We start from the raw sequence: 16,976 nt of genomic DNA, 5'->3' as shown, positions 1-16,976 counted from the left end.
GTAAGACAAAGCGCCTTAGCGTGGGTCGAAGGGATAATTTTGAGCCTTCTCGATTCTTGCATCATCTACACTCCCCGACTCCAGCCTTTGCTGTGTTCTTTCCAGGCTGTTTGAGCGTTCGCCATAAATGTCGGGCATTGCGTTCGGGTGACCCGCACCGGTTAGATCATCCAGATTCATTTCGTTGGCCCCGATCATCCCTTCATCCGTTAACAGTGCTGTCCATTCACTCAAATCAATCTGGTCCCAATCCAGATTCTCCAGCTCAGTGAAGCTGATCCCTCCACATTGGGGGTTTTTCGCGGATCCGAACCCGTTCGCACCTCTCAGTTGTGGCACAGCCTGCTCCATCACTATCCGGGAAAGTGGTGAATTGTAGCAACAGAAAGAATAGCGATACTCAAAGCAGGCGTAGGCAAGGCAGCCGAATGTGGACGGGGCGACGCAGACTTTCTGGTCACACCAGGATCCCGTTGGAGTGCAGGCCTTCAGTTCTCTCTTCACTGCCAGCTCTATTTCTTGATCTTCACACTCGTAAATTATCTGAAGGGCCATGTAGGTCAGCATCACGGCACTGTACACGCCCATTACCGTGCCCAACATGTTCCCAGCTGTACCCATAAGTTGAGTGGCTTGACTGGCGCCTTCTTCCGCCGCTTGCTTTCCTGCAGCGTTACCCGCCGCAGCACCGCCGCCACCACCACCGGCGCCGGTCGCCCCGCTAACGCCTTGCTCAGTGAAAAACTCGGCAAGCTGTTGCGATATTTTCTCCTTCAGGCTTACAAGGAAATCTCCAACCGGTTTGGTGATGTTTTCTGCGATCGCTTCTTTAACGGGGCCGGTGACCGTTTCAACTGCCGATGTGAACGGCTTGGTTAACTCCGTTACGCCGTTAACTACTGGATCCCTCAGCGCTTGATAAGATCCCCGTGCCGCTGAAAAAGACATGTCGGGGTTGATGCTCATGAACGAAGCGTCCATTACCCCAATTGAAGCCATCGTCCGGATGTATTGCCCAGGCCCTACCTCTACCGGCTGGTCGCAGCAATCGACAGCGTCGACACCCAGCTCAGGTAATCCTACTTTCTTGCACCAGTAATCGTCGCCGGCAAAGACTTCACAGTTTCTGTTCTCCTCAACATCTACCTCTTGGCACTGCCCATCCATGGCCATGAATTGTGCGGCCTGTAGAAGAGTTGCTGCTTTCGTAAAACTGGTGCTTTCGGTCTGCGGGCTCGATCCGCACTCGTCACCCTGGCACAAGAACTCGCCGTCGCACTGGATGTCTTCTGAACTATGGTAATCAGAGATCTCGACTGTTTTTCCGCAATCCCATTTCTCAGAGGTGACGTAGCAACGCCCGCTTTGCTCACCTTCTGTGCCTTCGATACATTCGCTGGAAATAAACCGGCATTGATTGTCATCTTCAAACTTTTTGCACGAGGATAACTCCCCTGCGTTTTCGGCTTTTTCAATGGTTGGGCAAACCTCTACCCCTTCCCTGTTAATGAAACAGTCGGCCTGGCCATAATAATGGTCAAACTTTGCCTCTACAGAGACCTCTTTACAGAGCCTGTTAACGTCTACCGGGGCCTCGGAAAGGTCGGACGCACAGACTCTTACCCCTGTGCTGGTCATTGTGCAGCCGTTTTCATCGAGCTCAGGCATCTGGGTACACTCATACCCCCCTTGCACAAAGCCATCGGCCGTACTTTTTGCAGAGCCAATGCAGGTCTCCGTTGAAGGGACCCAGTTGTCGCGGCTTATGATCTTCTTTGGGTCGTAGTTAATCTGCAGACGAGCGTAGGCTTCCCCCCGACCCGATATTGCGGCGCGGATCCTGAAGCGGACTACCGCCCCTGGTTCCACATCTTTGAAATGAGGAGTCACGTCTACAGAAAGCGACTGCTCCCAGTTTTTACCGAGCTCACACCTTCCACCATCGTCCAACGGAAAATAATCCTTTGGCCCTTGCCAAACCTTTTCTTCAGCCCCTTCTTCACCGAGATAGATCTGCATGTGGTCGTCATACTTTGCATAGACGATTCTCGCGCTGGTGATAGCCTCCGGATTAACAACGCGATAGCTTGTGTGTTGTGTTTTCTCAACACAGTTCCCGCTCCAGTAGTCGTCACCAACTTTACCAATCCAACCCAGAAAGCAACTTCCATCATCGCAGTGCTTGATATTCAGGTTGTCTCCCTGGGCTATCTCAATAACGTCGGTCGAATAGTCGTGGGAGATTTTGCACTCCTCAGAGTCATCCGTAATTCGCTCACAGAACTTATATTCAGGAATCCTGACCTCATCTTTCTGCTCTACAACTCCTCGAGCGATTGAGCAGTCGGAAAACTCACCCGTTAGTTCTTCAGCGTTATCGATCTGCTGTCTCGACTTCTCGAAGTCTGCATCATTTCGGAAATCAACTTTCGGGCGGGAGGCCCCGTCCATGAGAATTTTATAGGCTGCCCCCATCGTTGTTGTGGGGTTATCCTGCACTGCATCTTGGTACAGGCTGCTTTGGTACGCTGCACCATCCGAGCGGAGTGAATCATTGTCAGCGGATTTGAAACGCTCTACGTCCACTTGCTGGTTCCCGGGGAACTGGAGGCTGAGATCACTGCCAGCAGCGGAGTTTGTGCCTGGATAGAGGTCTTTGATGTTTACCGATAGAGGGACCTCCTCGCCGAATTGGTTCTCCGTAGATCCCAGGTTGAAGGAGCCATCAGTGTTTTCTTTCGGTTGTGGCGTTTTGCTCCCGAATAGTTCACCCAGCGCCCTGCCCTCGCGGCCGGCTGCAATTGCTCCTTCTCGAGCATTCTCAGCTATGGCTATGATCGGCGAAATGTACATGACAATCGCCATAAGCATGGCGATCCATCTTTGAAGAGGAGAGTTAGCTGAGGGTTCTGAACGCATAGAATTAGCTCCATCTGAGGAGCTGATTCTATGCGCTGCAAGGCGTGGGAAGGCTGGAGTTACAGTGCTTTTTTAGGTGAATCTCAGGGGACCGTTGCGCTGGGCAACGTCCCCTCAGAGAGTGTTGCAGCAGTCGTTGAGCCTCCATAGCAGATACACGGGAGTCGAAGCTACGCCCGGAATTGTGCGTCCTAGCCCCCAGCGAACAGTCGACTCACCGATCACATGGGCTCTTTCGGTCTCTGCCCGGGGGTACATCATCGACATCTTGTACTGGGTTTTGGGAAGCATCGGATTGATTATCGGTTCACACTGGGCAGCCTCGCCCATGGTCTGACGGGCAAACCCTTTTCGATGCAGCGAAGCAATCAGCCTTGTACTCAGCAAACTGGTGTCCCGAAGCACGCCACCGGCGCCATTTTGAATGCCTGAGAGCGGGTAAATGCTTCCCCATGAGCCGGCACACCAGAAGAGCGAATTTAACGGGTACCCAGCTGTCGCGGCCGCTGCATCAGCTGGACATGCAGCAGAAGCTATAGGGTTGGCCACCATGGCGGATTCCGGGGTTGTGAAAAAGGCGAAGGAAGAGTTATTCCAAGCTGGATCGATCTCGGAAAAATACATCAGGTCGAGGTCTATCCACCCGTCATGGCATGATGATGAGGAAAATAGCTGCATGATCATGAAGAGCGGAAAGCTGTAGTAGTGGTAGTGGTAATAGGACTTCCCAGTCTTCGTGTCGTCCGGTTGTCCTCCCACATTCAGCTTGTCGAAGCCTAAAGAGACCCCCCCAAGCACCGATGAGCATCCGGCCTGACGTGGAAACTCTATCAAGCGTGTAGGCTCCCACATCGACATGACCAGACCAGGTTCCGGAATGCCATTAGGGGAGCATGAGCAAACCGAGCTCGAAGACGCTTCGGGAGGGTTTTCACGTTCTCCAGTCTGCAGAGTGACCCCGGCAATTTTCAATGGAAAAAGGCAATCCCAACAGACATCGGTGATGAGAGACTCATCAATGATTTGAGCGTCTTCACACACTGCAGCGGCCGCAGGTTGAGTCAAGCCAGCAATTATCAGCATTACCGATAGAATTCTCAGAACTGCTTTAACCATCACTCAGGCCTTTCACTGTCTCTACTACTGTTAGGGGGTAATACGGTTCTGAGAAGATACTTCCATGGACATACTCGACACCATGATGAGTCGCAATGGTCAGCGCGACTTTGCTTTCGATCCAGGAAACGATTCGCCCAATACCACGATCTCCGGCCTCGAACATGGCTTCAGAAACATCGGGAATACCAGAGCTCAATAGTTCAGATCGGATTGCTAGATAGTTCCATTTGAAATCTCGCGTAAGCTTTCTAATCGATTCGCATTCTCGTGATATATCGAGACAGTAGTAAAGTCTTTCCGGCCTGATGCTGGCAACTTCATCAGCCCTTTTCCTTAAAACCAGCGGGTCAGCACACGCTGAAAATGCGATGATAAGAGGATTAGGCACTTCATCTAGAACCCTTAGGAATGAATCTCTCCAGATCTGGAAAAGAGCATTTTTATTCAGCGTTTCCTTGTTCACTGGCACCATCAGGGCGGTAGTTTCCGGAATGTTCTCTTGCTTGACGAGTTGCGGTATGAAGTCCAACAGGAAATGATCAAACTTTGGACTTTCTATCTCAGCATCCCGAAATTGCCCAAACTCATGTACAGGGAGCCTGGAACAAGTTAACCGCAAGATAGGCGGTTTTTTACCCTCAAGATGGAGCAAAGGGCTCTGGTAAATGTGCAATTTCATCGAGGAAGCACCCGGCCTAAACCAGCCCTACAGTGCAACCTCGCGAACTAGGAAGACTCCTTTATCTGCGGTCACTACTGATAGCGTCGATCTGACCTGAAAACGTTGAACAACTTCTGGAGTTAGCATGAAAACATGCATCCCCATCTCATCCACAACTTTGTTGTAGCTATCCCAGCCTAATTCTCTATCGATCTCTGTTAATAATACACTGACCCTTAGGCCCGCGGCTTTTCCTTGTTCAACAATTTCTTTCGCAGCTTCTATTTCTGCCTTCCGTAGAGGGTTCATGATGACGATGAGCTGATTAAAAGGCATGACCTCTAATTGGTTAATTTTGTCGCCTTTTCGCGCAACAAATTTCCCATCAGGTGTCTTTATGTCCTGAGTCGCAATGACTGACGGATCAATTTTGAAAACTACGTCTTCTGTTGCAGGTGGGAGCGCTTCCATTGGTTGCTTTTTCCAGACGTTATCTACCGCTTTGCTTTTAACTGCAGCCCAGTCGGTCGCTTTGATCCGCTCCTCTATCACTTCCATAAAGTTACGTTCTGAGATCGGAACGGTTGGCCCTAGTTTTCCCAGGTGACCGCTAAAACCGGAATCTATTTTGCCTAGGAGATAGCCGTAGTTGGTTAGGCCACTCATACTCGCCTCGACGCTTTGTATGCATTTATTTCCTTCCCAGCTTCCCGGGCTCATGAGAATAGCGTGCGGTACATCCTTCACCTGGTGGCGCTGGAAGATTAACGGGTTCAGGCCCACAGATGGTATTGGGTCGTATTCACGAGCGAGTCTCTGGATGTCCAATATCCCTTCCTGGACCGTTGTCCCGTCCGGTATTCCCTGAAAAAGCACCGTTAGATTCTGGTTGTTAGAAGCTTCGGCTAGCGCTTCATGCAGACCTGACTTTCCCATTGAACGGGACACTAAGAGGTACTGCCTTTGGTTCCTGCAGATCTCAAGAGCTTGCTGCTTCTGCTTTTCTCCCAAGGTTGCGTTGCCGGCTATTTTTGCGGAGTGGTCTATGGCTTCCTGAAGCTTATCCTGGTTCGCACCGGGGCTAGCGTCTCTACCTCGAAGCAAGCTGCTGAGATCGATTTCGCTGGACCTCTTCCTGCCCTGTTCGAGCGCTCGCTTGTCCTCAGGACTCAACGTATAGCCGGATGCTCCAGCTGTCGCGCAGAACAGGATCAAGGCAGCGGTTATTAGCTTAGAATATCGCATAGGCACGTCGTATCACCTGACTTTCACTGACTGGGCCCCAGTATCTGGAGTCGAAGCTCAAAGCTGCAGTGCCCATCAGCCAGTACTCATCGTCGCCAAGTACTCGCTCTCCATGGAGTGATTCTGGCTCGATCTCAAATTTATGGGCTAACGGAAGCTGACCGGTACCGAGATTTCTACCGTTAACATAAACCCCAGTTTCATCTATTTTGACCGTGTCCCCCGGTAGACCCCGAAGATATTTGACCAGGACTGTTCCATCTGGATAAATCGGGTCCAGCCCTTTCGACGCCACCATGTATATACCGTCGCGCTCAATCTCCCGATCGCCGCGGTCTCCGAGAAACCAATCAACGCCAGGTATGCACTTAACGTACTGGGAATCCTTGCCCAGAACGTAATTGGCCTCAAACCACAATATTGCCCCAACGACAGAAGCTGAAAGCAGTACTGCCTTTGACAGAAAGGGCAGCCATGGCTTTCTTGTTCTATTCACCGTCTTTTTCCCGATACCTCACCGTCAATCCGGAAGGCGCCGCATAAACAGAGCCATGATTCAGCACTATGAATCCCTGCTCCATTAGCTGGTTAGCTTGAACCTGAAGCTTCTTTATCTCGCGATCTATGGCTTGGTTGTCAGCACCATTTGGAAAGCCCTCGGCGATGCTCGTGAAGTCCACCGTCGCCACTGGGGCCCTTAACTGGCTCTCTTGCTCTAATGCTGTAATCCTGTCGTTCACCAAGAAGAAGGTGACGCCGGCGCCCAGGGCAGCCCCAAGGATCGCGGTAGATGCGACTTCAAGGATATTCACGGTTATGCAACCTTACTGCTGCGGCGCAGCAGGATGTTGATGGCTTCTTCGACAGAATGACCTTGCTTCTTAAGTTCATTGATCGCTGAGACTTCATCAGAACTTGTCGAATACAAGAGTTTCTGGAAGTCGTTGACGATAAGCCGACCGATGCCGATACCGCGCTCTGTTTTCAGAAAGACCTCGGAGTAGTGTGGTGGAGCCGTATGAACAGTCTTCAGCATGTGGAAGGCGCCATCGGGAAGGACCAGCTTCGCTTCGCGTTTGAGCTTGTCTACAGCCTCCTCGGTATGCCTAAACAGTGCCATGGTGGCTGAGTTTTCTACTATCGCTTCACCCACGGGTGACTTGTACATGTCCTGAATCGACTGGGTAACCAGGAGCACGCTCGCCCCATACTTACGGAAGCGGCGGTAGGCGTGTTCAATAAATTTTTGAACCTCAGGGCCGCCGTTCTGTATCAGGTCCCAACTTTCGTCGATGATTACCACCTTCTTGCGATTGCGATCGCCGAGATAGACCTCTTGCTGAATCTGGTAGATCAGCTGGAAAAGAACCACCTTCTGAAGGTGAGATCGACCCTTGAGCTCTTCGAGCTCAAGCACGGTGAGCTGCTTGTTGAAGTTGACGTTATTGGGCCGGCAGAAATACTTCCCGTAGGATCCTTTCGAGGTGAAGGCATATAACCGAGTTGCCAGGTCCTGGATGATTTCTTTAGGGTGCGCCGCACACTTTTCGGCGATGTCGTCGACCAACATTTCTCGGTCTTTTTCTTTCCATACCTCGGATATGACCTGCCGAAGAACTGAGATTTGAACGTCATCAAGCGGATCATTCTGAGAGGCCATGGCTGTTATAAGACCGACCAGAGCGTCCTCCTCACCCTCATCCTTTACGTCCCCAGAGTCCATCGCCCTGGCTTCCTGAGGTGTCAGTCGCTTAGAACGCGTTTCCTCACTGCCATCAATGGATACGACCAGCTCAAAAGGATTGACCGAAATATCCGATTCAGAACCGAAATGGATGAAGTCGCCGTCTACAGCCTCACACAACTTTTCGTAGGACCGACCCACATCCACGCACCACACCTGGGCGCCTTCTGACATGTAGGAAAGGATGAGCTCATTTGTGAAGAATGATTTCCCGCCCCCCGAGGTGGCACAAATCAGCATGTTTTTGTTCGAACCGGTGTCGTGCATCGAGAACGACATCAACTGGCCATTACGACTGATCAAGTTGATGTGGGGTGTACCTGTCCCCTTCCATTCTCCAAAAATTGGCACTAGAACTGCCGCCTGCTCTGCAGTCAGGGTTTTGTAGCGCCAGAGATCAGCCACTGCATCCCGGTCGGCCATCATCGGCAGGCAATTGATATAGAGGGGTAGCTGAACGAACTTGTCATCCATAAGGGTAAAGCGCTGCTCGCGCCAGATTGTCTTGGCGTTAGTTGCAGCCTCGGTGACTTCGTCTTCGTTTTTACCGAAAACCAGCAAGGAGTAGGTCATTTTGACGGCACGGTACCCGTCATTCATAGAATCGTAGAGGTTGTCGAATCCGCGCTTTTTGTCGGCAAGGATCGGGACGAGGGTCAGCATTGGCCCTTTGGCTTGGTTAACTGCCAGACCCCGCTTGCGTTCAAGAGAGTGTTTCTCTTTCTCGCTGTCGGGATAGAAGATGTTGCAACATACCGCGTACTGTTGTTTCAACGATACGTTGCCGCCTCGAAGATCACCGGCGTACTTCATCGCATCGCCGAAATAGAACGACTCCGGAAGACGCTTTGCCGAAAGTGCCTTCATGAAGGTGTCTCCGATCTGAAGATGACCCTTCTCGACAACAATGTCTTTATCGAAGTCCATCAGCTGGTCGCAGATCGGCCGTCCCTTGTCGTGGCTGACGGGACCCTGGCGCCATGAAGCTTCATTGCCCCAGTTCATAAGACTGTTCACGGCCCGGATGTATCCGTTGGCATCTAGCTCGACTGGGCTAAACCCGATGGTTTTGAGTGCCGATTCCGTCTTCTTCTTATACGACTTCAGCATGTACTCTTCCTCCGCAGAAGGGAGGTGATCTGAAATTGGGAGCTTAACGGTGATGATTACCTTGAGATCGAAGAACAGCTGCCCGTGGTGGGGGTCGACCGGCTTTATACCGCCATTCAGGAGGAATTCTGAGCGCTGCCGAATGACGTCGGCCATCAGAGGATTGAAATAGCCTGAGCTCTCCCTTAGATCCCGCATGCGGGCAAGCTCATAGGTGTAGTCGGGAGAACGGAACCATAGAATTGACACTATCGTCCCAGCCGGAAAGTCGGTGTTAATGAAGGATGTCAGTCGCTCCTCAATCTGGCCGTCTTGGCCAAACAAAGGCTGACAGGAAAACGTGTAACCGATCGATTTGTCATCGCTGATGAAGTAACCCGTCTCATCGTCATACGCCATGACCGGGAATATGGATCCGGTACGGTAGTCTTCATGTATATAACGCTTACCGGCTTTCTGCTTTACGGTGATAAGTTCCATTCTCTACCTCACTTCAGCGCGTTAAGCAGCTTTTGATTGATTGTTGTACCGGTCCCGCTCGCCTGCTCAGGTGAGCTGTTATCAATGAGGCTAGTAACGCTCATAGGCTGACCGGCTACTGCTTTCGCGTCTGAATTTTCAGAGAGCCATTCGTTTATCTTCTTCGGCATGCCTCTTGAAATTTTCCCGTTCGGTGCAACGACATAAGGTACCGCATCAATTCCGATGAGGTCTGAAACAAGACTGGCCGACTGGAGGGCATCGAAGTTACAGTTCTGGGGGCTGGGTAGCTCTTCTGTTCTCTTTTCCAACAGTGCCTGCAGCGCCCTCTCACGATCCTTTTCGCAGGCAACCCGGGCAGCGAGATCAGCACTTTTCCCGCCTAACGCCGGCAGGACCAGAATTTTGAAGGTGTACTCACCCTTAAGCTCGACCATAGCCTCGCTCAGCTTTGCACAAGCCGGACAAAGCGGATCAGTAATCACATGGACTGTGCGCGATCCAGTTCCGAGGGTCAGCGCATCGTAATCATCAAAATTCACCCCCATGGTTTCGAAAGGCAGAGTGCTGGTTGACTCATAAACTTGCTCACCAGAGATCAGCTCGTTTGCAGCCCACACGTCCGTTACCTTTCCCTGAAAGACGTATCGACCATTCTTCGACATGAAGACGAGTGAGCCATTCTGAGCTTCATAGGCGACCATGCCCTGGACTGGCATTTCTATTATCCGGCTGGGATCCAGGCCTTTCTTTGACAGGCTTTCGGGGATTGTCTCTTGCGCTATAGCCACTTGGGATAGGGCTAGCGATAGCAAAAATAGGAATCTCAAGCGCCACATAGGTTTCTGCTCCACAGTTTGGAGATCACTGTAAGGCAGGAAGGCGAATAACTTGGGTAGAGATACAGGCAAAAATGCACTGTAACTTTCGGAGAGAAGAAAGCCCGGCTAAGAGCCGGGCTTTAGGTGCTTTTAAGGTTCGGGTTCGGGTTCGGTTTTTGGCTCTTGGGCAGGCCTCTCCAGAATTACCGTTTTCTTCGATGACTCTTCTCCTGAATCATCAACTGCAGAGAGCTGAATCTCCACAGGCTCTGTTCCGCTATCGTTGATACTAATCCGGTACCCAGACAGCGACAGTTTTTCTCCGTCGACCCACCAATTGTGCGTTTTCACGTTACCGTCCGGGTCACTACAATCTGCACGAAGCAACCAGCTACCTAAGCGGTCGGAACGCTCCAGCTCACAGACAGGCGGTTGGTTTTCGTTAACCGTAAATTTCTCTTCTTTGACCGCCTTCTCTCCAAATTTGCTGGTGATCTCCATCTTTATGGTGCTGGTCCCGGCACCCAGTATGGCCTGGCCATAGCTACCATAGGAGCCCATAGGCTCGCCATTGAGATAGTATTTCCTGTCCACAATGTAGTCTCTGGGGTGACCACCAGATATTACCGGCCGAACGAGAATCTCGTAAGGATCTCGAATGTGGCGGGCGTCGCCAGAAATCACAAAGTCAGCGTTGTATGGGTCAGGCACGCCCAAGGCAATGACTTTCTCAATCTTTGCGACATTCCCCCTGTCGTCGGTGATAGTGACCGTTAGAGGGTAGTTCCCTGGCTCAGCGAACCGCAGTTTCCTGGCGATCGGGTTCCTATCCTCGATAACCTCCACAGATTTAGGAAATTCCCACTCGTAAACGGGATTCTCTAGCCGGCCACGGAAATTGACTGGTCGCACATACAAGGTTGCGTCGGCTGGGGCCACGCTCGCACTGTAACGTTCAGACATTTGGAACTCGGGGAAGTCGTACTCCCACAACCTGATACGTTGGTCCCGGACCTGCTCAGCTCCCTGTTCACGCCAGCCAACAATGTAGGCTGTATATTTGATAAAGGCGTAGGTCTCGGCCAGCTCTTCTGAACTGGGCGTATAGAAGGCAGTGTCTCCCTCAACCTCGGTCCCATCCGGCATGGTGAAGAATCCTTTCACCTCATAGCCCATGCGTGCGTAAGGAAGCCCAAGATGAACCTGGTACTTATGCTCTTTACCAACTTCTGCTACTCGAGGGCCATAGATATAAGTGCGTGGAGGTCGAATGGTTCTGAACTCAACACTTCCTTTATTCTCAGTCCATGCGTTGCGGTCTTCCGCCGGCGCGATCGGCATACGAGCCCGAGTATGGAGTCGTACCCGGCCTACATCCTCGGCATCTCGGGTAAGAACATAATCAAAGCCGCCTTCCTTCCAAGTTTTACCAGCATCTTCAGACCACTGCATGACGACGTCCCCTGGTACCAGCGGCTCGCCGTCGAATGACGCCACGGCCGTCATCTCAACCGTATCCCCGACAAAAACAACGGCAGGACCTTCTACCTCAAGCCTAGGCTTATGGTAGGAGATCACCTTAAGCGGCGGTGTCTCTGTCTGGGCTTCACTGTTCCTGTTGAGCAGCTTGGCTTTGACGTAGTAGATGCCTTCATCAAAGGTACGCTCAAAGACTCTAGGGTTCCGGTTTGTGTTATCGAATTTTTCCCAATCCCCTTGCTCTCCCTTCTGGATATACCATTCCACGTCTCCCAGGGCGGAGAATAAGTTCCGATCCATCAGCTCCAAGCTAAATACTGTACGGAAGGGGGCTTCACCAGAAATGTACCTGGCATCTAGTTCAGCATCGATCTGACCACCGTATAGCACTGTGACAGTAACTGGCTGACTTGAGGTCACCGTCTTGCTGTACTCGGGAACGGGGCTTCGCACTCTCGCTTCAGCATAAAGCCGCAGAATGCCACTGGCCATATCCAGAGCTTCAAGATCCAGCGGGAGTGAGGCATTCCCTTCAGCGTCTATAGATACCCACTCAGTAACCGGAGAGTTTCTGTCGTAAGACTCTTGCTGCACGACCCTGACGTCCCAGTTCCCCATAGTCTGCGGGCTGTATCCCTCGCTCTGGTTGTAAATGTCCCGAATGGATATCTTCAGAGTGATCTTGTCGTCGTTTAACGCGACATTCCCATCCGTTGACATAACAGGCCTCACCTCTTCACCTGGGACGGAAAGAGAGTCGAAAAAGACTGAACCTCGTAGGTTGGGGAGGTCGGTATACAGCGCTTCCACTTCATGCGTCGACCTGGTCCAAAGCGGTGTCTGATCGAGAGCGATCCTTTGATAGTTGCGAAAGTTCACTTGCCACGGGACTGCAGGAAACTCGTCCTTTTTGATCACTCCCCCATTGAAGAACTCAGAAACTCGAATTGCTGCGTTTTCAGCGTTAATTTCGACATCCAGGACCTTCCCGCCTTTGGTGGGTACCGGGTAGAGGTTCTGCACAATTGGTTCACCGCCGACGATCGTGACTTTCGGTGGTGGTGGCTCGATCGCTTCAAATTTAAGGGTTTTCTGCTGAACAAGTACGGGCGTACCAATGGATGTGTAGGCATACACCCTGAACGATGCTTGATACTCCCCGGTATAAAAAACCCGCCCCCGCGCATTCGGCGTCAGGCTCTGAGGCTCTTGAGCAAGGGTACCAGGCAAATGCTCCCACTCGAGGTAGCAGAACTTAACTCGTGACTCACGAGTAGCAAATGACTTGGCGTACTCCTCGTCGACAGTGAGGCGACAAGTCGGCCCGTCTGTCTGCTTGAGCGTCATCCTTATGTCCTGGACCGTGTGATATACGGTCGATATATCGTTCTCGAAATCGTAATCGACTACACCCATAGCGGTATTGCCATGAATTTCTCCATAAGCCTCTCCCACTAGGTGTTGGGAACCATCAGAGTCATAAACGTAGGCCCTGTACCCAAGACCCATAGACCCTTCATGATCAATGGTTCCGCGCAGGGTTGGGTCTCCGTATGTACTAGGTTTCAGGGGAGAAGGGATGTCAAACCAATCAATCCAACATTTTAAATTATCAAGAACCCCACCGGTCTTAGCGTTGTTCTTTGAAGCCTCCAGTTCACATTCGTCCTCTGTTCCGGAGAGGGCGCGTATAGCAAACTCATCGAAAATTCTCGTTGGGTTTAAGTCAGGGTTTTCAATTTTCCCGTTGAACGTCCACGCATCAACAGTAACAATCGACGCAAGTTCTCCATCTCCACCAATGCTTATGATCACATCGCTAACTGAGGCCTCTCCCGGGTATGCCGGACTCATGGGAAGCTGGAGAACACCATCCATTAGTTCAAAGTCATAGCGAGAGTGGACTTGCTTATACTCGCCAGGTGAGACTTCAACCCCATTAACGATGAAAGACAAGCCAGCATCTTTACGAACTCCCGCGTATATCGGTCTGATGCCACTCATGACCTCCCCATTAACGACAATAGGATTCGTTACGAAGGTATCTGACCCATCACTCCAGTGAAAGGGCCTATCAATCGCTGGGATTGACAATTTGTTCCCTGAACGATGGGAAAAAAGTTCAGGCAGGTAATTTATGACAAACTCGTTCATCGAATTATTCCCCAAACCATCATTAATGCTCAGGGATAAGGTATAAGTTCCAGGCCAAACCTTAGGAAGACTAACACTTAGGTTTTCGCCTTGGCCCTCACTTACTTTTTCGACAAGAACACATTCCTCAATCCCATCAGTACCTGTCGGCGAGTCAGTAAAACCATCGGGGCAAACTCTGTCAGGCTCTTCTGATTCAAGCTTGTGGCATGTCCCACCTTCAAGAACCCAGGTGCCATCTGAACAAGCCTCAAAGGCATCTTGGAACACTGTCCGCCAACACTCTGTACTGTTAAGGTTCCAGCCCGAGTTGCAAACGTACTCGACAGGTTCCTGCGCTTCGGTAACGCAGGTGTTTGATTGAAAAGTAAACCCATCGGGACAAGTTGGATTAACGTTTGCTACAGACGTCTTTGTGCAACTACCGCCCATTGGGCTATATCCAGAGGGGCAAGTGCCCGCGCCACTATATGGTTCTTCATCGATCGTCCAGCATTCACCGCTAGAGTAGCTCCAACCACTATCACATACCTCTGAAGGAAGTTTTTGCTGATCAAGTTTACACACTTCATTGGCCAAGTAATAACCTGCCGGGCAGGTCTTTGTTGGAGCAGCTGTAGAAACATATAGGCACTTACCCCCAACCATTTCACCGTTCAGGCATTTATCGGTGGTTGAATACCAGGCGCATACATCACCTTCTTTTGTACCGCCATAACAAGAATCATCAATTTGAATTGGCGTTAACGTCGGGTCATAACTATTTCCGACCATGTAACCGCCAACAGTTGTCGCAGGTGGCGCATTGGGGTTTCCCGACTCATACCAAACGGCGCACTTAGTCGTTTCATCAATTATCTTGACATCACCTAAACCATTGGTGAGATCCAGACACTTTTTACGTTGTTCTTCCGGACTAAGGCTAAGATTTGTATCGCTAGGCTCTCCATACCATGCACCGCCACCTTCCCACTTGAGTTCACAGTAAAGAGGAAACGTTTTTTGGCCCTCAAAATCTGGGCAATTTTTCAGTGGGGTGACACTATAGGCCGTTCTTTTTTGACACATATCTCCTATATCGGTCGTCCCTTCAGGGCAAATCAACGGGTTCTCTACTAAGGTATTTTCACACTTTCCAGTCGTAGAGTTATACGAATAACCGCTAATACATGCGACAGACGGTGGGCGGGTTTCACCGCTCACACACTTATTTGTGATAGGGTCAAGAGTGTAGCCCTCGCCACAAACAAGGTTTGGGAGCTGTGTCAGTAGCTTCCCGCAGACCGCGCCTTCTTCCAACAGCGCAAATCCGCTGGGGCATACAGATGATGTTCCAGTAGTGATCTCTTTGACACAATAATCAGGATCTTGATAATCTGAACTTCTTTTCCCAGATTTTACTATGTATCCAGCTGGACATCCTGGTCTAGGTGGAGCTTCGAGGGCGCCACATCTATGGTACCTGGAGTCATATTGCTCTCTAAACTGCGAACCAAACCCATACCCATCACATGAATAACCAGTGATAATTTCAGGCGCAGTTCTCGTTGACTCACAACTTCCTTCTCTTACATAAGTGTATCCTGACGGGCAATTTCCATAGTTTGATGGGTACCAGCGATTAGTTGAACAGCCATACCAGCTACTAGAATCGGTACAAACTGCGAGCGGTTCCTGACCATTTTTAGATGCATTACTCGCCTGCCATTTCTCTCTATATATCTTTGTCCCAACACATCGGTTAACTCGCCACGCGTCTTTAGTCATGCCGGACGGGCATACTGTGGATGTTTTCTGTCTACACGCGTTTCCAGTACCATAAGAGTATCCGCTAGGACATTTCTTTAGCGGTGTAGGAGTTCTTTGCCCAAGTATATTATCCGTTAGCCTGTAGGTACAATATTCAGGCTTACTGTACCATCCCGAACTCGTAGCTGGGTAATAGTTGCTGTGCGGTAGAGGGCATGCTTCTCCAGCTTTCTCATCCAAGACTTTGCATAACTCTCCTATTTGCTCGGTTCCTGCCGGACATCCGTAACCTGCTGGCTGGCTTTCAGTTTTCACGCATTTGCCAGATTCTTCGTTAAATCCTTGCGGGCAAGAGTACTCAGCTTCAATGACGGTTTTCTTTGTGCATTTTTCTCCATTCATAGTCCAATTTTCTGGACAAACGGCATTAGCCATCGTCTCTTCATATTTCTCGCATGTATTGTTCTCACTGTTAAATGTATATTCTGAGGGACACGCTTCGATTGCCCCAGTCACTTGGTATCTTTCACAGGTTATTTTTTCGTTGGCTCCTGGCTGCGCTTCCTCCACAACCATTTTCCAGCCCTTAGCACATTGTAGCTCCTGCTGAACAACTGTTATTTTTTCGCACGTTCCTTCTTCACTTCCGGTTGTATATCCTTCAGGACACTTGTTGTTCCACTCAGTGACAAGTCCGCTAATCTCCTCGCCATTTTCTTTTTTAAGGGTTGCTCCCTCTAATTCATGCGGCAATGGTATTGCACTGTCAACTTTATAAAGCAGTGCTGACAAGTCTAATTTCGGCTGCATGACATCGTACAATGGCGTGACCTTAGGGCCCTCTTCGCTTGCAGCTGCGTCCATGTACAATAGGCTCATCACCGCTAGTATTGTCACGAACCTGGCTGATTTCCTGAGCATCTGAAATACCTTAATACCCGATAGTTTTGGTGAATTCTACTGCCGTATAGCGAGCGGTTCGGGAGCGTTACATGCGTTTTTTGTACACAACTTAAAAAGCCCCAGAGATTGCTCCCTGGGGCCAGTAAACTTGCTTATAGAAGGGCTTTGAGCCGCTCTTACAGCCCGTTGTTCAGAGTCATAACTAGAGTGGACGCCTTGTCAGCATGCTCGATCATTGCTGAAACAATGGATTCGATAATCGTCGGTGTATTGTAGAGGCCCATCCCACCGCCGATGCCGATTGCGAATGAGATCAGCGACTGGCGAGCAATACCAGCTACGATGCCAACGACTACGATCGCGCCGCAGATTATTCGGCCCAGCGTGCCTTCAATGTTCTCTTTCAACCAGATCCACACGTCTTCAAAGGCTGTGCCGCCAGTACCAGCCATCGCCTGCTCAGGCATAGCGACTAAAATGCTTGTCGCACAGAGTGCTAAGAAGGCCATGGTGACTTTTTTCGTATCTACTGCAGTGTTCATACTTTCCCTCGGCTAACCAGTTATGTTCGGGTTACACGCACTTTACTTAC

General features: G+C 50.6%; 10 protein-coding genes. All 10 read right to left on the bottom strand.

Annotated features, from left to right (window positions below; translation table 11 throughout):
- Nucleotides 1-15: 15 nt before the first annotated feature.
- Nucleotides 16-2,919, bottom strand: a complete 2,904-nt coding sequence (gene traN, locus soil367_RS18775; protein WP_136550816.1) for a conjugal transfer mating pair stabilization protein TraN — start codon at nt 2,917-2,919, stop codon at nt 16-18.
- 114 nt (nt 2,920-3,033) lie between these two features.
- The gene (locus soil367_RS18770; protein WP_136550815.1) at nt 3,034-4,035 is read right to left on the bottom strand and encodes a TraU family protein; all 1,002 of its coding nucleotides are present in this window, start codon (nt 4,033-4,035) and stop codon (nt 3,034-3,036) included.
- On the bottom strand, nt 4,028-4,717 hold the full coding sequence (locus tag soil367_RS18765; RefSeq protein WP_136550814.1) for a hypothetical protein: 690 nt from the start codon (nt 4,715-4,717) through the stop codon (nt 4,028-4,030). The genes soil367_RS18770 and soil367_RS18765 overlap by 8 nt, the downstream gene beginning before the upstream one ends.
- 27 nt (nt 4,718-4,744) lie before the next feature.
- A complete protein-coding gene (locus soil367_RS18760; RefSeq protein WP_136550813.1) occupies nt 4,745-5,944 on the bottom strand; it encodes a TrbC family F-type conjugative pilus assembly protein in 1,200 nt (399 codons plus the stop codon).
- Nucleotides 5,931-6,440 carry a S26 family signal peptidase gene (locus soil367_RS18755; RefSeq protein WP_136550812.1) on the bottom strand — a complete coding sequence of 170 codons (510 nt, stop codon included), beginning with the start codon at nt 6,438-6,440 and terminating at the stop codon, nt 5,931-5,933. Before soil367_RS18755 ends, soil367_RS18760 begins: the two co-directional genes overlap by 14 nt.
- A complete protein-coding gene (locus soil367_RS18750) occupies nt 6,433-6,756 on the bottom strand; it encodes a hypothetical protein (protein ID WP_136550811.1) in 324 nt (107 codons plus the stop codon). The genes soil367_RS18755 and soil367_RS18750 overlap by 8 nt, the downstream gene beginning before the upstream one ends.
- Nucleotides 6,757-6,758: 2 nt before the next feature.
- Nucleotides 6,759-9,278: a type IV secretion system protein TraC gene (gene traC / locus soil367_RS18745; protein WP_136550810.1), complete on the bottom strand. Its 2,520-nt coding sequence runs from the start codon at nt 9,276-9,278 to the stop codon at nt 6,759-6,761.
- Between the two features lie 8 nt (nt 9,279-9,286).
- The gene (locus soil367_RS18740) at nt 9,287-10,117 is read right to left on the bottom strand and encodes a DsbC family protein (RefSeq protein ID WP_136550809.1); all 831 of its coding nucleotides are present in this window, start codon (nt 10,115-10,117) and stop codon (nt 9,287-9,289) included.
- 132 nt (nt 10,118-10,249) lie between these two features.
- Nucleotides 10,250-16,402, bottom strand: coding sequence for a hypothetical protein (locus soil367_RS18735; protein ID WP_136550808.1), 6,153 nt, complete (start codon nt 16,400-16,402; stop codon nt 10,250-10,252).
- A 158-nt stretch (nt 16,403-16,560) separates the two neighbouring features.
- Entirely contained in the window at nt 16,561-16,893 is a 333-nt protein-coding gene (gene traA / locus soil367_RS18730) for a TraA family conjugative transfer protein (RefSeq protein WP_246065643.1), read from the bottom strand.
- Between the last annotated feature and the right edge of the window lie 83 nt (nt 16,894-16,976).

It is taken from the genome of Hydrocarboniclastica marina (assembly GCF_004851605.1).
Classification (GTDB): domain Bacteria; phylum Pseudomonadota; class Gammaproteobacteria; order Pseudomonadales; family Oleiphilaceae; genus Hydrocarboniclastica; species Hydrocarboniclastica marina.
Note: the sequence above shows the minus strand (reverse complement) of the source record. Positions and strands in the feature narration are given on the sequence as shown.